The sequence below is a fragment of the Bradyrhizobium sp. cir1 genome (genome assembly GCF_014198245.1).
GTDB lineage: Bacteria > Pseudomonadota > Alphaproteobacteria > Rhizobiales > Xanthobacteraceae > Bradyrhizobium.
Genome location: NZ_JACIHE010000003.1, coordinates 168,228 through 187,724, shown reverse-complemented (window position 1 = coordinate 187,724; position 19,497 = coordinate 168,228). Strand labels below are relative to the sequence as shown.

Sequence of the window (19,497 nt, the reverse complement as noted above, 5' to 3'; positions counted from 1 at the left end):
GCGGTCCTCGCAGTAGGCGCTTGACCTCGGCATCCCACCGCTTCCGCGGCACCAACAGAAATTTCCCGTGTCGTTCGGCTGGCATCTGGCCGAGTTCTGCGGCGCGATAAGACTGCGCGCGGGAAAGACCGATGCGCGATCCGGCAGCTTCCACCGTGTAGAAAAACTTGTCGCGGATCGCGCGGCTGATGACTTCGGCTCTCATTTGAGACCTCCTCACATCATCCGAAATGAAATCCGGGTTGGTCATCTCTATCCTATTAATAGGACATTGCCAACCGACTACAAGGGTACTAGCGTCGGTCTCTATTCATCCCATGTGGTCCGGTCTCACAAAGGGAAGCTTGAGCCGATGGCACCCCGACGAAAGAAGAAAGCGACCATCCCGGCGTTCAAGCGCGGGCGCGCTTTCAAGGTGATATTGCCGGAGGATATTTCGGCGTGGGTCGAGGGGGAGGCCAAAGACCAGGGCCGACCGCAAAGCAGGGTCATCATCAACCACCTGAGCCGCATCCCCAATCTGGATCAGCAAGCCAAGTTGGGGGAGTTGATCAGGGATATGGAGGTCGCCCTTGCCCGATACGCGTCGAGGATCATCGTCGCTGATCTTACAGACGAATTGATGCGCACACTGCGCGAGATTGTGAAAGCAGATGACGCCGACAATATTGGCGTCCTGCGGGCGAAGGTCGCGAAGGTGCGCACGATCCTCGCCGCAATGGAGAAAACCGAGAAGCCGAGATGAGTGATGGGAGTTTGCGTGATGACCGCAGCCGCGCAACGAGAAGAAATCGAAACCGCCGATGCGCCAGATAAATCCGAGCCTCAACGCATGCTGAATGAAACGGAGCTTCTGAGGCTTATCCCGATCGGGCGGGCAACGTTGTACAGGATGATGCGGGAGGGCAAATTTCCTCGGGGGACTTTCGTCAGCGCCAACCGACGGCTTTGGATTGCGTCCGAGATCGCGCGCTGGCAGCGCGAGGTTGACGCATATGTTCCGAACCGTCGCCGGGGCAAGGGGCGCGGGCGTCGCGTCTCGCCGGGTCCAATCTGATCGGCTACAAACAAGCCTGAGAACCGGACTTCGGAGGGGACCATGACCATCTCGGGGTACGCACTGACAGGCTTCGTCGCGTGGGCGCTCTTTCTGCTCGTCGCAATGGAAACCATCCGAGCCTATCTCGTCGTGACCCGAAAGGTCGCGGCCAACGGCTTCACGCCAGATAATTCCGGACTATCGCCCTTCATGCAGCGCCTCGCTCGCGCGCACGCCAACTGTGTCGAGGGACTGCCGATCTTCGGAGGCTTGCTGGCGATTGCGATCATGACCTCAAGGACCGCAATTACGGACCCGTTGGCGCTTTGGTTTCTTGGCGCGCGGATTGCGCAGTCGATTATCCACCTCGTTTCGACAAGTCCAATAGCGGTGAGCCTCCGCTTCACCGCTTTCGCCGTCCAGATGGTGATGGGCGTCTATTGGTCGTGGAAGCTGATGGCATAAGGATGCGCACGAGCAGCCGCTCGCGCTGAGACAGGGCCTATTGGGGCCTGCCTGCTTTGGGCAGGCCTTTTTCTTGATCGGGCCATATCATTCAAACCATTGGTTTCATTGAATTTTATCCGTTCTTTGTATCGCGGAAAAAGACCTTGCGGCCAGGACCACACGACTTCTCCGTCCGCGCACATCCTCGCCCACATCATCGACCGCTGGCGTGCGCTCGCCGTCGAAGCCGGGCGGGGACGCTGTCAGCGCCGTGTCGTATCGCGCAGTCGGCTGCTCACGGGATTTCCGCCCTGCAACCCGCCCTACGCGCCGACGCCGTCGCGGCCACCGCATCCCGGCCCGCGTCTCGTGACGGTCGCGAAACGCCCCTCGTGGCGGGCCGGGATGTTCCGGCTTGTACGGTAAAATCGAATTTCTGTAAATACGAATATTTTGGCGAACGGCTATGGACCCAGCGCTGGGGTGTTTTGCCCGACGGGCAACACAACGGATTGTTGCTCGGATGGGGAGGAATGAAATCGGCACCGGCCTGCAGATGCAGGCACGGCAATTAGTTGCCCATCAACTCAGACCTCCGACTTGCCATCAAAGTCGCGATTCGGTCGAGTGCATCTTGAATGTTAGCCCATTGCCAGGGAACTCCCTCTCGAGTGAATTCCTTGAGGGCTTCCTGATAGGCCCTAACAGCTTCCTCTAGTCGTGCGGTACCTTCCTCGCGCTCGCCTAGCATCGCCAGTGTGGACCCGAGATTGTTCTGGGTCATAGCCCACTTCAACGGCACGCGGTCGCGGGTTCTCTCTTCAAGGGCTTCACGATAGACACTAACAGCTTCCTCTAGCCGTGCTGTGCCGCCCTCACATCTCCCTAGCTTTGCCAGCGCCGCTCCAAGATTATTCAGGGCCATAGCCCAATCCAGCGGGACACAGTCACGAGTATATTCCTTGAGCGCCTCACGGTGGGCACTGACCGCTTCCTCTAGCCGTGTGGTATCGCCCTCACGTTCTCCCAGCGTCGATAGCACTGTGCCGAGGTTGTTCTGACTCATAGCCCAATCGAGCGGGACGCGATTGCGCGTTCTCTCCCTAAGGGCTTCACGATAGGCACTCGCAGCCTCCTCTAGCCACGCGGTGCCAGCCACACGCTCACCGAGCATCGACAACGCATTGCCAAGATTGTTCTGAGTCATGGCCCAATCGAGAGGGACCCGATCGCGCGTTCTCTCTTTGAGGGCTTCACGATAGGCAATGACAGCTTCTTCCAACAGCGCCGTATCACCGTTACGTTCGCTGAGCGCTCGGAGCGAATTGCCGAGATTGTTCTGGGTCGCCGCCCAGAGGAGCGGGACGCGGTCGCGCGTACATTCCTTGAGGGCTTCACGATAGACATCGATGGCCTCCCTCAGCCGTACTGTGCCGGCCTCACGCTCCCCGAGCCTCCGTAGCGCATTCCCGAGATTGCCTTGGCTCATCGCCCAAGCGAGCGGAACGCTATCGCGAGTAAGTTCTTTAAGAGCTTCACGATAGGCGCTAACGGCTTCCTCAAGCCGCGCGGTACCGACTTCGCGCTCCCCGAGAGCCAATAGCGCATTTCCGAGATTGCTTTGCGTTGCAGCCCAGTCGAGCGGAACGCGGTCGCGGGTGTTTTCTTTGAGAGCGTCCTGATAAGCACTAATGGCTTCCTTCAGTCTGGCTGTACTAGCCTCACGCTCTCCCAGCATCCGTAGTGCAGCGCCAAGGTTGGTTTGAGTCGCGGCCCAATCGAGTGGGGCGCGTACTCGCGTTCTCTCCCTGAGAGCACCACGATAGGCGATGACAGCTTCCTCAAGCCGCTCGGTACCGGCTTCACGCGCGCCGAGCGTCGATAACGCCGCGCCGAGGTTGTTCTGGACCATAGCCCAATCGAGAGAGGCACAGTCCTGGGTATATTCCTTCAGGGCCTCGCGAAAGGCACTGACGGCTTCCTCAAGCCGGGCCGTACCGGCTTCGCGCTCTCCAAGCTTCCATAGGTCGCGGCCAAGACTATTCTGAGCCGCGGCCCACTCGAGCGGGGCACTGTTGCGGATTCTTCTCTTGAGAACTTCGCGACCGATCTCAATCGCTAAGAGCAGCGGCGCATTTTCGCCTTTTTCATCACCACGCCGACTGAACTCCTTGACCTTTTCATAGAGCCATTGCCCGATGGCATCAGTCCCCACTATGCCCTCAACCTCTGCCATGGCAAGGAGCCTCCTCACAGCAGCCTTGCCGTCCAGCGCCAGTTCATCGAACCGAATCGCCTCTTGTAGCAGGCGCACACGTTGGCGCTTGCGCTCCTCCTGTCGCTCCTCCTCAACTCTTGCCTCTCGCTCGAATTCGTCCATCAAGGCGGATGATGCATCGGCAAGACGACCTTCCCGAAATCGCTTCTCGGCCTCGTGGCGAGCCGCTTCAAACGCCTCCCCTTCGTTGGTCCGTCGACCTAGTTCACGGCGGGCTGCCTCGGTCCAATTATCGAGCCATGGGAGAAGATCATCGCGCGTGATCCCTTCTCCGCCGAGGCGTTCGACAATCGCTCGCACCGCGGCTTCAGGAATTCCTTGCTCAGCGGCTCGATTGAATGCTCCGCTCTGGCGAGCCAAAGCCAACAGTTCGTCGAGCTTCGCATCTTGAGATGCTTGCGTGTTCCTGATCTCGACGACATCAATCGCAATCTGCGGCAGGACTTCCAGATATCGCGCGGCTCCCGTGCGGAGGATACGGAGAGGATCAAGGCGGTCGATCACAGCATCGATGCTGGCGTCGATGCCACGCACCTCCTTGAGAATGGTCTCGCCAAGCTGGCGGGCCATGTCGTCCATGGCGATATGAAATGCTTCGCGCGCCTCTGGGTATTTGTCCCCGTCCTTGATCAGTTCGGCAAAGGCGGCAAATACCAGCTCACCGAACACGCGCCGAGGACCGCCGCCATGGGTAGGCAAGCCCTCGTCCGCGATCTGCTGGAAAAGCGCCGGCACTTCGGCCAGTGGCCATTTTGTGATTGCACCGAGTGTCTGCGTAAAGCCAACGGTTACTGACGAGGCCTGATCCACTTCGCCGGAAAAGCCGGTCGACTCTGAGGTATTTAAGATAATCGTGAGCGAATGGCCATCAATCGCGGTGGCGCCAGCGTCCGTCCGTCGATCAAAAGCCGCATCGCGAACAGCGATCAGCTCGCGGCGTGCCACCCCTTCGAAGTCAAGAATTGACTGGCGAGCGCTCGACCATTCCGACGAACTTGCAACACCCTTTATTGTGTCGAGAATTTCGAGCGCCGCCTCGATCCATGCAATCCGGATTGCACGTCTCAGATCCTGGTTGGACAAAATGACGTTCAGCGGATTGCGGTCAGAAAACCGCGCTGCGACTCTTTTTCTCCAATGGGAGGGAATGGCGATAGTGGCAAGACCACTTAAGCCGCTTAGCGCCAAGTCGAGCAGCTTTCCGCCGAAATCAAACGGCACGTTTCGTCCCAATCCTGAACTACATCTAAAATACCATATCGCCGTCCTCTATCGCAAGCTGCGCACGGTCTCCTTCCGAAATCCTGCCTCCTCACCGGACCGAAAAAGGGAGCTGGAATGGAGCTGACCGAAATCCGGAAGGCCCTCGGGTGTGCAGTTATCCGGATGCGCTCCGCTCCATCCGGAGCCACGATGCGGCCGCCCTCGCGAAAATCAAGCTGCCCTCAAGAAAAACAGGAGCCGGCCCGAAGACTTCCGCCAAGCCGGAACTTCAATCTCGGCCTACAGACGAGGTCATTTGCCGTTCACCTCCGGGCATCGCGAAAAGGCGTCGCGATACCGCCGCGGTCGGTTTCGGCGATCACGCAAGCGAGAAGCACACATGGCTGTCACAGCAAACTTTTCCGCAGGAATTCTCACCGTCCTTGGCAATGGACTGAACAACACGATCGCACTCGGCCGCAATGCGGCCGGAACGATCGTCGTCAACGGCGGCGCAGTCGCGATCAAGGGCGGCCCCGCGACGGTCGCCAACACCAAACTGATCCAGGCCTTCGGCCAGGACGGCAACGACATCATCACCATCGACGAGAGCAACGGCGCGATGCCCGCGGCGAACCTGTTCGGCGGCGCCGGCAACGATACGCTGACCGGCGGCTCCGGCGGCGACTTGCTGTTCGGCCAGTCCGGCAACGACACGCTGCTCGGCAAGGGCGGCAACGACCTGCTGTTCGGCGGCTCCAGCAATGACGTGCTGGTCGGCGGCGACGGCAACGACCAGATGTTCGGTGAAGCCGGCAACGACCGCATGATCTGGAACCCCGGTGACGACAGCGACCTGATGGAAGGCGGCGCAGGCACCGACACCGCCGAGGTGAACGGCGGCAACGGCAGCGAGACTTTCGCCATCACGGCCAACGGCACGCGCGTCCGCTTCGACCGCCTCGAGCCGGCACCGTTCTCGCTGGACATCGGCACCACCGAGAACCTCGTGGTCCATGCCAATGGCGGCGACGACCTCATCACCGCCACCGGCAATCTCGCCGCGCTCATCACGCTGACGCTCGACGGCGGGGCCGGCAATGACACAATCCTCGGCGGCAATGGCGCGGACCTTCTGCTGGGCGGCGACGGCAACGATTTCATCGACGGCAACCAGGGCAACGACACCGCCCTGCTCGGCGCCGGCAACGATACCTTCCAGTGGGATCCGGGCGACGGCAGCGACAAGGTGGACGGTCAGGCCGGAGCCGACACCCTGCTGTTCAACGGCTCGAACATCGCAGAGCACATCACCGTTTCCGCGGCCAATGGCGGACGCGTGCTGCTGAGCCGCGATGTCGGCAACATCACGATGGACCTCGACGGCATCGAGACCATCACGATCAACGCGCGCGGCGGCAGCGACAACATCGTCGTCAACAACCTGGCTGGAACCGATGTCGAGCAGGTCAATATCGATCTCGGATCGGCCGGGACCGGCGACGGTGCGGCCGACACGGTGACGCTCGAGGGCACGTCAGGCGCCGATGCGATCCAGGTGTCCGGCTCGGGCACTTCGGTTTCGGTCACGGGATTGCCCGCCGCCCTCGCCATCACCAACGCGGAAGGCGCGAGCGATGCGCTCGTCATCGAAGGCCTCGGCGGCAACGACACGATCTCGGCCGCCCTGCTTGCCGCGGGGGTCGTGCGCCTGACGATCGATGGCGGCGCCGGCAACGATACGATCGTCGGCAGCGCCGGCAACGACACGCTGATCGGCGGCGACGGCAACGATTTCGTCGTCGGCGGCCGCGGCGACGACCTCGTGCAGCTCGGCGCCGGCGGTGACGTCTTCCAGTGGAATCCGGGCGACGGCAGCGACACCATCGAGGGCGGCGCCGGCGTCGACACGCTGCGGTTCTTCGGCGCCAACATTGCCGAGAATATGGTCCTTGCGGCGAACGGCGATCACGCCCGGCTCGCGCGCGACGTTGCAAACATCACGATGGACCTGCACGGGATCGAGCATGTCGATGTCCACGCGCTGGGCGGTGCTGACCATATCGCGGTGGGGGATCTGACCGGAACCGACGTGACGCAGGTCAACATCGACCTCGGCGGCTCGGCCGGAACGCCTGACGGCGCCGTGGACACAGTTTCGGTCGATGCCACTCAGGGAGCCGACATATTCGGTGTCTCCGGCGATGCCGGCGGCGTGACGGTGTTCGGCCTGCACGCAGCCACCAACCTGAGCTTCATGGACGCCACCGACCAGCTGACGCTCAACGGCCTCGGCGGCGACGACGTCATCGACGCCAGCGGGCTCGCTGCCGGCGTGCTGCAGCTGACGATCAATGGCGGCCTTGGCAACGACACCATCCGCGGCAGCCAGGGCGACGACGTGATCAACGGCGGCGACGGCAACGACGTCGCGCTGATGGGCGCGGGCAACGACACGTTCGTCTGGAATCCGGGTGACGACAACGACACGGTCGAGGGCCAGGGCGGCGCCGACACCCTGCTGTTCAACGGCGCCAACATCGCCGAAACCATCAACATCTTCGCGAACGGCGAGCGCGCCGAGCTGACGCGGGACGTTGCCGCGATCACGATGGATACGCACGGCATCGAGACGATCGCGTTCAATGCCCGCGGCGGCGCCGATACGATCAATGTCGGCGACATGAGCGGCACGGACGTGACCGAGGTCAAGATCGACCTCGGCGGCGTTCCCGGCACCGCTGGCGGCGACGGCGCGGCCGACAACATCGTGATCAACGGCACCGGTGGCGATGATGTCATCACGCTTTCACTCAACAGCAACGGCGCGCTGGTAATCGACGGTCTGGCAAGCCAGGTCGTGATCGAGAATTTCGACTTCAATGACACAATCACCATCAATGGCCTGGGCGGTGACGACGTCATCGAGGCGTCGGGCGTCGGTCCCGGCGGGCCGCACCTCGTTTTCGACGGCGGCGCGGGCGACGACGTGCTCATCGGCAGCGCGGGCAATGACACGCTGCTCGGCGGGCTCGGCGACGATGTGTTGATCGGCGGCGGGGGAACCGACGTGCTGGACGGCGGGCCCGGCGACAACATCGTGATCCAGTCGTTGCTCGCCCAAGCGAGCTTCCACGCGGGCACGCTGGTCTGAGCCGACCCCTGCTTCGCCCGGTGATGGCGTGTTTTGCTCGCCGGGCGATGCAACCGATCGTAGTCCGGATGGAGCTTTGACGGCCTTGTGAGTCCTGATACTCTGCACGCCGTCGTGGCTCGGCGCGCCATGCGATCAATCGTTGAATCAAAGCTGCCGGGAGGATGCGGATGAGAAGCGTGACGCTCCTGGCTCTCAGCCTCATGCTTGTCAGCGCATGGTCGCACGACAGCGCGAGAGGCCAGACTTCGGTCGCGCCGCCGGTTTCGCTCGCTCCGCCCGATGCATCTCCACCGCGCCCGAGTGCCAGGAACTCCAAGCCAAGGGGCGAGCCCGCCGGGGTGACGACGGATAGAACTCCGCCGATGCCGAATCCGGCCGCCGACTACGACGGCTTCAGCGTCGGCACCGTCGATGACAATGACAGCTCGAACCAGGTGACGCCGCCTGTGAGGTCGCGCGCCGCAAAGGACACCAAGTCCAATCCGAATGCAGATGGCCTCGATCAGGAAGATGGGGCGTTGAAGCGAAAGCTGATGATCTGCCAGAACTGCAAATAGGAGATTTGTCGGCCAGCCAACGCGTCAGTTCGGACAGGGCTGTCCGGCCGCGCCCCACAGCGCCATATCCTTGACGTGATCCTCGAAGCTGCCTGGCGGCGTCGAGCGGCCTTCGCCGGGGGCCCAGCCTCTCGGGATGAAGCCGTTCAACGATGCATCGTGGCGCAAATGCTCGACGAGCCCGGCGGCGTCGCGGCCGCCATTGCGCTTGGGATCCTTCAGCTGCGCGCAGATCTCGGCGCCGGACTTGCCGAACCAGATGAAAGCCACCGGCGCGAGCTGCCAGTCGATGCCGGCGCGCGGCGGCGCCGGTGCCGGCTCGTTCGCCTGGGTCGAGGTCATGTGACAGGTCGAGCACGGGATCGCCTCCGCGCCGATGCGGCTCTCGCCGCCGTGGATGTTCATGCCATGCACGCGGGGCCTGGTTTCGCCTGCGGGCGTCCATATCGGAATGGCCTTGGCATCGACGTGGCAATTGGCGCAACGCGGATGCGTCACCACGGCCTCGATCCGCTTCCAGGCATCCAGCCCCTCGGCGCGGCTGACGCTGCCCGGCGGCAGCACGTCCTTGGCGGCTTCATCCTTCGCCGCGACAATTCCCGTGAGGGCTGCAATCGACGAAGCGGCGAGGACCACCGCGATCAGAAATCCCTTCATCATCCGCCTCACACGAAATCGATGAACTTGTTGAAAGGCATCTCGCGGATGCGCTTTCCGGTCGCTGCGAAGATCGCGTTAGCAAGCGCAGGCGCGGCCGGCGGAACCGGCGGCTCGCCGACCCCCCTCACCTTCGGATCGTTCTCGAGCCCGCGCACTTCAATGACCGGACATTGATGGATCCGCATCGCTTCGTGGTGATTGTAGTTGGTCTGCTGCGCCGCGCCTTTTGAATAAGTGAGCTCGCAGTTGATGGCGTGGCCGAGTCCCCAGACGACGCCGCCCTGCACCTGGCCCTCGAAGTTGACGGGATCGATCACCTTGCCGACGTCGGCCGCGACCCAGACCTTGTCGATCCTGATGCCGCGATCCGTCGCCGTCACCTCGACGACCTCCGCGGTCGGCGTCCCGAACGACTCCACGAACGCGACCCCCCGGCCCCTTCCGTTGCCGAGCGGTCCCTTCCAGTCCGACATCTCCGCGACGGTCTCCAGCACCTTGCGGTAATGCGGCACGGTGCACATCGCGATGCGCGCCTTCATGGGATCGAGGCCAGCGGCATGGATCAGTTCATCGATGAAGCTTTCGGTGAAGAAGCCTGATGTCGATGCCCCGACCGAACGCCATGTCGTACTGGGCGACAACCCTTGAGCCTCGTAGCTGGTGGCCCGGAAATTCGGAATGTCGTAGTAGACATTCCACAAGCCGGCGGCCAATTGCCCGTCAGGATCCTTCGAGGGTGTGCCCGAACGCTCGAGCAATCCCTTGAGCGGAGCCGTCGAAGCCAGCTGGAGGTCGGCCGCGACGATCTTGCTCTTGTCGACGCTGCCGCGGTGTCGGGCGATCGCAATCTGCCGCGGAATGTCCTGAAGGAAATCCTCCTCGCGGGAGAACACCAGCTTGATCGGCGTGCCCTTCATCTGATTGGCGATCTCGGCGAGAACGCGGACGTTCTCGTATTCGAGACGGTGGCCAAAGCTTCCACCAGTCCACTGATTGTGAAAGGTGACCTGTTCGGGCTTGAGGCCGATCGCGGTCGCCGCGACCCATTGCACGAAGCGCGGGCTTTGATGGCCGACCCAGATCTCCATCCCCGTATCGGTGACGAGGCCGATCCCGTTGAGCGGCTCCAGCGGCTGATGTGCCACATAGGGCGCGCGATATTCGGCCTCGACGCGCGTGCCCGTCTTCAGGCCGGTTTCGATATCGCCGATCTTGCGCCATTCCTTGCCCAGGAATTCCGGCTTGAACGAAGATTCCAGAACCTTCCAATGGTCGGCCTGCTCGGCAGGATACGCCGACGGCGCCCATTCGCATGCGATGGCGTCGACCGCCTCCATCGCGTACCAGCTGTTGGTGGCGATCACCGCAACACCGTTCTTGATCTCCAGGATTTTCTTCACTCCCGGCATCGCGCGCGCCTTGCTGGCGTCGTAGGATTTCAGCGGCTGTCCCTTGCCGGGGTTCAGCTTGACGGAGGCGTAGAGCATGCCGTCCATCTTCATGTCGATGCCGAACTTCAGCTCGCCCATGACCTTCGCACGAATGTCGAGGCGCTGCATCGGCTTTCCCAGCATGCGCCATTTCGAGGGGTCGCGCGGCTTGGCATCGAGCACCGGCGGAATTTTTGCGGCTTCGGCCGCCAGCGCGACATAGGCAATCCTGGAGCCGTTGGGCAGGATCACGTGACCGGACTCGGTGCGCAGGTCGGCCACGGCGACACCCGAACGCTTGGCGGCAGCCGCCTTCAGCGTCTCGCGCGCCACGGCGCCGGCAACGCGCAGCTTTTCATAGGTGTCCGGCATCGAGCTTGATCCGCCGGTCATCTGCAGCCCGGACTTGCGCAACCATTCGAGCGTGCGAAGGGCGCGAACTCGTCGGCAAAACCGGTATTGAAGTAGGCGGGGCTCGGACTAGCGAAACGGATTTCGAACTGACCGGGATCAAGGTCCATCTCTTCGGCGATCATGATCGGCTGCACCGATCCGACGCCCTGCCCGATGTCGGCGTGCTGTGCGATGAGCGTGATCTTGTCCGGACTGATCTCCACCCAGGGATTGAAGGTCACGGAGTCCGGCCCGAGGCCCGCAGCCAACGGATTGTCGCTCGCGCTCGGCGCCGCGGCTTCGGCATTGCCATAGGCGCCGAAGGCGATGCCGCCGGCAACGGCCGCGGAGCCGAAAACGAAGGCGCGACGCGAAAGGCTTTGCATGTGGCCCATCTCACTTCTCCGCCATCTTCTTCGCCGCAGCCGCATGGATCGCCGCGCGGATGCGCGGATAGGTGCCGCAACGGCAGAGATTGCCGGACATCACCTGATTGATCTGCTCGTCGGTTGGCTTGGAGATCCGTGCAAGAAGCGAGATGGCCTGCATGATCTGTCCGGTCTGGCAGTAGCCGCATTGCGGGACCTGATGCTCGATCCAGGCCTGCAGGACCGGATGCTGGTCCTTGTTGTCCAGCCCTTCGAGCGTGACGACCGATTTGCCGGCGACCTCGCCGATATGCGCCTGACAGGAGCGAACCGCTTTGCCGTCGATGTGAACGGTGCAGGCGCCGCATTGCGCGACACCGCAGCCATATTTGGCACTGGTGATGCCGAGCTCATCACGCAGCACCCAGAGCAGAGGCATCTCGGGAACGACGTCAATCCCGTGCTTGGTCCCATTGACGGTGAGCTCGATCATATCGATGTGTCCCTTCGCAATGTTGAGGCTAGCGTGCCCCTGACGTTTCAAGACTGTCAAACTCAAACCTTGCAGCACCGGCGCTCAGTTTCGAATTCGCACGACAAAGGTCGCTGGTCTGAGTTGGAGCCAAGCTGCACAAGCTGTGTTGCCTGTTGCGACAGCAGCGCGTCGCATGAAGCGCGCCTTCTCATCGCGCGACGCTTTGATCAATATCGAGACGCCCCCGCGAACCTCAGAGTAGCGATCGCGCCTCCTGCATGGCTGACCTACCTGCGGGCGCGATCAACTGCGCTTTACGCCTCTCCGATTTCCTGATCCTCTCTCCCCAACCAGCCGGATCAACCGGCCTCTGCCTGAGGAGAGAGACGCCATGAAGCTCGGCACAGCCATCGCGGAAATCATGAGGCGCGAGGGGATCGAGATCCTCTGCGGCTATCCGGTCAATCACCTGATCGAGCATGCGGCCAAGGCCGAGATCCGCCCGGTGATGGTGCGGCAGGAGCGCGTCGGCATCCACATGGCGGATGCGATCTCGCGGGTGACGTCGGGACGGACGATCGGCGCGTTCTGCATGCAGCATGGGCCCGGAGCGGAGAATGCGATGGGCGGCGTCGCGCAGTGCTTTGGCGAGTCCGTTCCCGTGCTGGTGCTGCCGATGGGCTATCAGCGCAGGCTTGCGCATGTCGAGCCGAACTTCAATTCCAGCGAGGCGATGAAGCCGTTCGCAAAATCATCCGAGCCGATCATTCTGGCTGCGGAGGTCGCCAACATCTTCCGCCGCGCCTTCACCAGGCTGAAGAACGGCCGCGGCGGGCCCGTGATCGTCGAGATCCCCTCCGACATGTGGAACGAGGAGGTGCCGGAGCCGCTGAACTACACGCCCGTGCTGCGCACGCGCTACGGGGCTGATCCTGTCCATGTGAGGGAAGCCGCCGCCCTGCTCGTCAACGCAAAGCGGCCGGTGATCTATGCCGGCCAGGGTGTGCATTACGCTCAGGCCTGGCCGCAATTGAAACGGCTCGCCGAACGTCTCGCTATACCCATCACCACCAGCCTCGGCGGAAAATCTTCGTTTCCGGAGACGCACCCGCTCTCGCTCGGCTCCGGCGGCCTCGCGGTACCGCGCGCCGTCCCGAAATTCCTTGCGGAAGCCGACGTCATCTTCGGCATCGGCTGCTCGTTTACCGAGACCAATTTCGGCATCGCGATGCCCAAGGGCAAGACCATCATCCATTCCACGCTCGATCCGAACCATCTCAACAAGGATGTCGAAGCGAAGGTCGGCCTCGTCGGCGATGCCGGCCTCGTGCTCGACGCGCTGCTCGAGGAGATCGGCAAGACCGTCACTACGGATCGCGATGCATCTGCCGTCGCTGCCGAGATCGCGGCCTCGCACAAGGAGTGGCTGGCAAAATGGATGCCGAAGCTCACCAGCAATGACGCGCCGCTCAATCCCTACCGCGTGCTCTGGGATCTCCAGCACACCGTCGACATCAAGAACACCATCATCACGCACGATGCCGGCAGCCCGCGCGACCAGCTCTCGCCGTTCTGGAAGGCGGTCGAGCCCCTCACCTATCTCGGCTGGGGCAAGACGACGCAGCTCGGCTACGGCCTCGGGCTCGCGATGGGCGCAAAACTGGCAAGACCCGACAAGCTCTGCATCAATGTCTGGGGCGACGCCGCCATCGGCTTCACCGGCATGGATTTCGAGACCGCGGTGCGCGAGCGCATTCCGATCATGTCGATCCTGCTCAACAATTTCTCGATGGCGATCGAGCTGAAGGTGATGCCGGTCTCGACCGAAAAATATCGCTCGACCGACATCTCCGGCGACTATGCCGCGATGGCGCGCGCCTTCGGCGGCTATGGCGAGCGGATCATGAGGCCGGAGGACATCGTGCCCGCGATCAGGCGCGGCATTCAGAAGACGAGGGAAGGCGTGCCGGTGCTTTTGGAGTTCATCACCAGCAAGGAGACCGAGGTGTCGCGGCCGGGCACGTGAGGTTGACTTGAGCCTCGTTGCCTTGAGTCTTGTCTACTTGAGTCTTGGCCGGCCGGGCGTTTGGCGCTAAAGGGCGCGGCTAAGGGACTTGCTCCCGGCCGCACCGGACGTTCAATGACCGCGCTTACCGAGGATATGGCCGACGCCCTGAGGCGCAGGATCGACGAGCTCGAGCAGCAGCTGACATCGAGCGCGGCCGAGAACGCGCGCCTCGCCGATGAAAGACGGGAAGCCCTCGAGCGGCAGGCCGCGACGGCCGAGATCCTGAAGGTGATGGCGGCCTCGCCGGCCGACGTGCAACCGGTGTTCGACGCCATCGCCGCCAATGCCAACCGGCTGATCGGCGGGTTCTCCACCGCGGTGCTGCGCTACATCGACGGCGCCGCGCATCTTGCAGCCTTCACGCCGACCGATCCGGCCGGCGACCGCGTGCTGCAGGCTTCATTCCCGGTGCCGTTCGCGCAGTTCCCGGCCTACCAGCTCATAGCCAATGGTGCGGCGGCGCAATTGCCCGACACCGAGCTCGAGCCGGCGGCGCGCGACATCGCGCACGCCCGCGGCTATCGCAGCATGCTGTTCGCCCCCTTGATGAGCGAGGGCGCGGCGATCGGCGTCATCATCGCCACCCGCCGGACGACCGGCGCCTTCGGCGAACACCATGTGCGCCTGCTCCAGACCTTCGCCGACCAGGCGGTGATCGCGCTGAGCAATGTCAGCCTGTTCAACACGACCAGAGAGGCGCTGGAGCGTCAGACGGCGACCGCCGATATCCTGAAGGTGATCGCGGCTTCGCCGGCCGATGTCACCCCGGTGTTCCAGGCGATCTCCGACAGTGCCAAGGCGCTGATCGGCGGGCATTCCTCCACCGTCACCCGCGTCATCGACGGCATGCTGCATCTGGCCGCCTTCACCACTGACAATGAAGCCGGCAATGCGGACCTGCTCAGCTCCTTCCCGGCGCCGCTGTCCTCATCGGGCATTCACAGCCGGGTGGCGACGAGCGGGCAGTATGCTTTCCGCAGCGACATGCAGAACGAGCCTGACCTCACCGACGCCATGAAGGAGCTGGCGCGCACCCGCGGCTATCGCAGCATTCTCGTGGTGCCTATGCTGCGCGACGGCGTTGCGATCGGCACCATCGCGGTGACGCGGCGGGAAGCCGGTCAGTTCCCGGACAAGGCGATCAACCTGCTCAAGACCTTTGCCGACCAGGCCGTGATCGCTGTCGAGAACTCGCGCCTGTTCAACGAGGTGCAGGATCGCACAAGGGAGCTCGCCAGATCGCTCGACGACTTACGCGCTGCGCAGGACCGGCTGATCCAGACCGAGAAGCTGGCCTCGCTCGGCCAGCTCACCGCCGGCATCGCGCACGAGATCAAGAACCCGCTCAACTTCGTCAACAACTTTGCCTCGCTCTCCGCCGAGCTGACGAGCGAGTTGAACGAGGTGCTGGCGCCCGTCCCGCTTGCGGGCGATGTCCGCAGCGAGGTCGACGAGCTGACCGGGCTCCTGAAGGACAATCTGGACAAGGTCGTGCAACACGGGCGGCGCGCCGATTCCATCGTCAAGAACATGCTGCTGCATTCGCGCGAGGGCGGCGGCGAGCATCGTCTGAGCGACATCAACGCGCTGGTCGAGGAGAGCCTCAATCTCGCCTACCACGGCGCCCGCGCCGAAGCACCGCAGTTCGACGTCACCCTGAAGTGCGAGCTCGATCCTGCGGCCGGGCAAGCCGAAGTGTTTCCGCAGGAGATCACGCGTGTGCTGCTGAACCTGATCTCGAACGGATTTTACGCGGTGACCAGGCGCAAGGTGGAGGGCAGCGCCGGTGACTACGAGCCGATCGTGACCGCCACGACGCGCGATCGTGGCGACAGCATCGAGATCCGGATCCGCGACAACGGCACCGGCATTCCGGACGAGGTGAAGGAGAAGATGTTCAATCCGTTCTTCACCACCAAGCCGGCCGGCGAAGGCACCGGCCTTGGGCTGTCGATGAGCCATGACATCGTGGTCAAGCAGCACGGCGGCACGATCGATGTCGCGACCGAGCCGGGCGAGTTTACCGAATTCACGATCCTGCTGCCGCGGAAGAGCGGCTTCCCGGACAAGGACGGACGGTAGCTTCGCCCGGAAGGTGCTTTCATGAATCTGGCGCGGCTCATTCGGCGACAATTGCTCTCGCTGTCCGGCGTCGGCCTCATGCCGGGCGCGCTGTTCTTCGCCGCCGCGCTGACGCCGACGCTGGTGCCGCGGAGCTATCTCACCCAGGGCGCCCTCGCCGGCGCCTGCTTCGCGATCGGTTACCTCGCCGGCAACCTTTGGCGCTGGCTGTGGCACTATCTCGAGCTGCCCGAGCCATCGACGCGCCTGCGCTCGTATGCCAATGCGCTGGTCGCGGCCGGCTGCCTGATCGTCGTCGTCATCTATCTGTGGCGCGCCGCCGAGTGGCAGAACTCGATCCGCACTGTGATGAAGATGCCGCCGGTCGAAACCGCGCATCCCTTCAAGGTCTGCGCCATCGCCCTCGTCACATTCGCCGTATTGCTGCTGCTGGGGCGGCTGTTTGCGCTTGTGTCGCGATTCCTCTCCGGGCACGCCAAGCGCATCATTCCACGCAAGGTCGCGAACGTCATTGGCGTGGTGGTTGCTGGCCTGCTGTTCTGGTCGATTGCCAGCAATGTCCTGATCAGCACGGCATTTCGCGCGCTCGATTCGTCCTTCCGCGAGCTCGACGTCCTGTTCGAGCCCGAGCGGCCGCAGCCGACTGATCCCGAGCGGACCGGAAGCATGGCATCACTGGTGAGGTGGCAAGAGCTGGGGCGCATGGGACGCCGGTTCATCGCCTCGGGCCCGACCGCAACCGAGATCAGCGCCGTCACCGGACGGTCCGCGCAGGCCCCCGTGCGCGTCTATGTCGGCCTCGCTGCGCAAGACACGGCGCAGGCGCGCGCGAAGCTCGCGCTCGAGGAGCTCAAGCGCCAGCACGGCTTTGAACGCAAGATCCTGATCGTGATCACGCCGACCGGGACCGGCTGGATCGATCCGTCAGCGATGGATACGGTCGAATACCTCCACCATGGCGACGTCGCCAGCGTCGCGATGCAATATTCCTATCTCAACAGCCCGCTGTCGCTGCTGTTTCAGCCTGAATACGGCGCAGAGGCCGCGCGCGCCCTGTTCGCGGAAATCTACGGCTACTGGACGAGCTTGCCGAAGGACCGACGGCCGAAGCTGTATCTGCACGGGCTCAGTCTCGGCGCCATGAACTCGGAAAAATCCGCGGAGCTGTTCGAGACAATCGGCGACCCCATTGCCGGCGCGCTATGGAGCGGGGCACCGTTCGAGAGCCGCATCTGGCGCTCGGTCACCGCGAACCGCAACCCTGGCTCGCCGGCATGGCTGCCGGAATTCCGCGACAGCCGCTTCGTACGCTTCATGAACCAGAACGGGCCGACGGTGCCGCCAGATACGCCCTGGGGCCCGATGCGCGTCGTCTACCTGCAATATGCCAGCGACGCGATCACGTTCTTCGCCTATCGCGACGCCTATCAGGCTCCGGCCTGGATGAGTGGACCGCGCGGACCTGATGTCTCACCGGAGCTGCGATGGTATCCCGTCGTGACGATGCTGCAGCTCGCCCTCGACATGGCAGTCGCGACCAATACTCCGATGGGCTTTGGCCACGTCTACGCGCCCGAGCATTACGTCGATGCCTGGGTCGCGGTCACCGATGTCGGTGATTGGTCCGCTGAAGCGCTGGCGCGGCTCAAGGAACAGCTCGCGGCGAAAGCGCGCAAGACGGGCGCAGGCAATGCCGACGACGATCCCGACCGCGGCGGCTGACCCCTACTCCGCCATCTCGACGTGCTTGGTGACGGAAGGACCGGCCAGCGGCCGCTCCTCCATCATGATCAGGCAGAGCGCAGCGCCAGTCATCAGCGCGGTGGCGGCGCCGAAGACGTAGCGGAAGGCGTGGCGCATGTCCTCAGTCGGGATCGCAGGGATGCCGCCTGCGACGTGATGCTCGCCGGCAAGCGGCACGTCGGCGCCGAGCGCGATCAGCAGGATCGCGGCGAAGGCCGCGACCGTGAACGAAGACATCAGCGAGCGGAAGAAGTTCAGCGCGCCGGTGATGGTGCCGACTTGCGGACGCGGGACCGAATTCTGCAGCGAGACTACGCAGACCGGGAAGGTCGTGCCGAGGCCGAGCGCAAACGCGGCCATCAGCGTCAGCAGCCCCCACAGCGGCAAGGTCGTGAACGTGAGACCGAGGCCGCACAGCGCGGCCCAGGACGTGCCGACGATGGCGACGCGCTTGTAGTGCTTGGCGCGCGCCATGGTGCGGCCGGCGATCGCCGCGCCGCAGGTCGAGACCGCCGCGAGCGGAATCAGCGCAAGCCCCGCCTCGCTGGCACTGAGATGGTAGACCGACTCGTAATAGAGCGGGAGCTGCACGGTGAGGCCCGTGATCGCGCCGAGCGCACAGCCGCCGGCGGTCAGGCCGAACGGCGCGACCGATCCGCCGAGCATCGGCAGCGGCAGAAACGGCTCGTCCGCACGGCGTGCATGCCAGACGAAGGTGACGGCGAGCGCGACGGCGCCGCCCACCATCGCAAGCACGGTCGGCGACAGCCAGGGATAGCGCGTGCCGCCCCAGGTCAGCACCAGCATGAAGACCACGGCGGAGGCCATCAGCAGCACGCCGCCGAGCCAGTCGACCTTGCGCTTGCGGTGGAACACCGGGATCTTCTTCATCTTCGGCAGCAGCAACGCGAGTGCCGCGGCCGTGAGCGGAAGGTTGATCCAGAAGATCATCGACCAGTGCAGATGCTCGGCGAACACACCGCCGATGACCGGGCCCAAAATACCGCCGATCATCCAGACGCTGGAGAAATAGGCCTGGTACTGCCCGCGCTCGCGCGGGCTCACGACGTCGGAGATCACCGTCTGCACGACAGGCATGATGCCGCCGCCGCCAAGCCCCTGGAGGCCGCGCGCGAGGATCAACATCGGCATGTTCGGTGCGATCGCGCACAGGACCGAGCCGGCTACGAACAGGCTCAGCGAGGTGATGATCATGGCCTTGCGGCCATAGATATCGCTCAGCGTGCCGAACACCGGCGCGACCGCGGTCGAGGCGAGCAGATAGGCCGTGATCACCCAGGACAGGTTCGAGACGTCCTGGAACTGGCGCCCGATGGTCGGCAGCGCGGTCGCCACGATGGTCTGGTCGAGGGCTGCCAGGAACATCGTCAGCATCAGGCTGACGACGATGGTGCGGACCTCGTCGGAGGTCAGCGGAGCCGGCGGCGCGATGGACGGTGCGTCATCGACGCTGATGACCTCGCTCGGAAGGCGGGACAGCTCTTCGGCAATGTCGTCGGGCAATGCCTGGATGTCGGCAGAACTGCTCTGCCGGTCGAACTTGTTCATCTCGATCGGACGCATGGGGCGGCGCAAC

14 protein-coding genes are annotated in these 19,497 nt (G+C 63.6%); 8 read left to right on the top strand and 6 right to left on the bottom strand.

What is annotated here, in order from left to right:
• Positions 1-67 precede the first annotated feature (67 nt).
• From GGD63_RS09270 to GGD63_RS09260, 3 genes are read left to right on the top strand one after another with little or no spacing between them, the layout of a single operon-like run.
• A complete protein-coding gene (locus GGD63_RS09270; protein ID WP_183241044.1) occupies positions 68-745 on the top strand; it encodes a hypothetical protein in 678 nt (225 codons plus the stop codon).
• Between the two features lie 18 nt (positions 746-763).
• The gene (locus tag GGD63_RS09265; protein WP_183241042.1) at positions 764-1,057 is read left to right on the top strand and encodes an AlpA family transcriptional regulator; all 294 of its coding nucleotides are present in this window, start codon (positions 764-766) and stop codon (positions 1,055-1,057) included.
• 42 nt (positions 1,058-1,099) lie between these two features.
• Positions 1,100-1,504 (top strand): MAPEG family protein, encoded by a 405-nt coding sequence (locus GGD63_RS09260; RefSeq protein WP_183241040.1) that lies wholly within the window; start codon positions 1,100-1,102, stop codon positions 1,502-1,504.
• Between the two features lie 553 nt (positions 1,505-2,057).
• Here the strand turns inward: GGD63_RS09260 and GGD63_RS09255 are convergent.
• Positions 2,058-4,985, bottom strand: coding sequence for a tetratricopeptide repeat protein (locus GGD63_RS09255; RefSeq protein ID WP_312013118.1), 2,928 nt, complete (start codon positions 4,983-4,985; stop codon positions 2,058-2,060).
• A gap of 382 nt (positions 4,986-5,367) precedes the next feature.
• Here GGD63_RS09255 and GGD63_RS09250 point away from each other — a divergent pair, with 382 nt between their 5' ends.
• The gene (locus GGD63_RS09250; protein WP_183241039.1) at positions 5,368-8,121 is read left to right on the top strand and encodes a calcium-binding protein; all 2,754 of its coding nucleotides are present in this window, start codon (positions 5,368-5,370) and stop codon (positions 8,119-8,121) included.
• A 365-nt stretch (positions 8,122-8,486) separates the two neighbouring features.
• Positions 8,487-8,681 (top strand): hypothetical protein, encoded by a 195-nt coding sequence (locus GGD63_RS40775; protein ID WP_312013116.1) that lies wholly within the window; start codon positions 8,487-8,489, stop codon positions 8,679-8,681.
• Positions 8,682-8,705: 24 nt separating this feature from the next.
• Here GGD63_RS40775 and GGD63_RS09240 read toward each other — a convergent pair whose 3' ends face one another.
• The 4 genes from GGD63_RS09240 to GGD63_RS09230 are packed head-to-tail and all read right to left on the bottom strand — an operon-like array spanning position 8,706 to position 12,025.
• The gene (locus GGD63_RS09240) at positions 8,706-9,341 is read right to left on the bottom strand and encodes a hypothetical protein (RefSeq protein ID WP_246785423.1); all 636 of its coding nucleotides are present in this window, start codon (positions 9,339-9,341) and stop codon (positions 8,706-8,708) included.
• A gap of 5 nt (positions 9,342-9,346) precedes the next feature.
• Entirely contained in the window at positions 9,347-11,143 is a 1,797-nt protein-coding gene (locus GGD63_RS09235) for a xanthine dehydrogenase family protein molybdopterin-binding subunit (RefSeq protein ID WP_246785422.1), read from the bottom strand.
• A gap of 17 nt (positions 11,144-11,160) precedes the next feature.
• Positions 11,161-11,550 carry a hypothetical protein gene (locus GGD63_RS40100; protein WP_246785421.1) on the bottom strand — a complete coding sequence of 130 codons (390 nt, stop codon included), beginning with the start codon at positions 11,548-11,550 and terminating at the stop codon, positions 11,161-11,163.
• 10 nt (positions 11,551-11,560) lie between these two features.
• Positions 11,561-12,025: a (2Fe-2S)-binding protein gene (locus GGD63_RS09230; protein ID WP_183241035.1), complete on the bottom strand. Its 465-nt coding sequence runs from the start codon at positions 12,023-12,025 to the stop codon at positions 11,561-11,563.
• Between the two features lie 352 nt (positions 12,026-12,377).
• Here GGD63_RS09230 and GGD63_RS09225 point away from each other — a divergent pair, with 352 nt between their 5' ends.
• The 3 genes from GGD63_RS09225 to GGD63_RS09215 all read left to right on the top strand — a co-directional run bounded on the left by GGD63_RS09225 (position 12,378) and on the right by GGD63_RS09215 (position 17,879).
• Positions 12,378-14,033: a thiamine pyrophosphate-requiring protein gene (locus tag GGD63_RS09225; protein WP_283811946.1), complete on the top strand. Its 1,656-nt coding sequence runs from the start codon at positions 12,378-12,380 to the stop codon at positions 14,031-14,033.
• A 114-nt stretch (positions 14,034-14,147) separates the two neighbouring features.
• Positions 14,148-16,157 (top strand): GAF domain-containing protein, encoded by a 2,010-nt coding sequence (locus GGD63_RS09220; protein WP_246785420.1) that lies wholly within the window; start codon positions 14,148-14,150, stop codon positions 16,155-16,157.
• Between the two features lie 21 nt (positions 16,158-16,178).
• Positions 16,179-17,879: an alpha/beta-hydrolase family protein gene (locus tag GGD63_RS09215; RefSeq protein ID WP_183241032.1), complete on the top strand. Its 1,701-nt coding sequence runs from the start codon at positions 16,179-16,181 to the stop codon at positions 17,877-17,879.
• A 3-nt stretch (positions 17,880-17,882) separates the two neighbouring features.
• On the opposite strand, the gene GGD63_RS09210 is transcribed toward GGD63_RS09215, so the two are convergent.
• Positions 17,883-19,469 carry an MDR family MFS transporter gene (locus tag GGD63_RS09210; RefSeq protein WP_183241614.1) on the bottom strand — a complete coding sequence of 529 codons (1,587 nt, stop codon included), beginning with the start codon at positions 19,467-19,469 and terminating at the stop codon, positions 17,883-17,885.
• Positions 19,470-19,497: the final 28 nt, after the last annotated feature.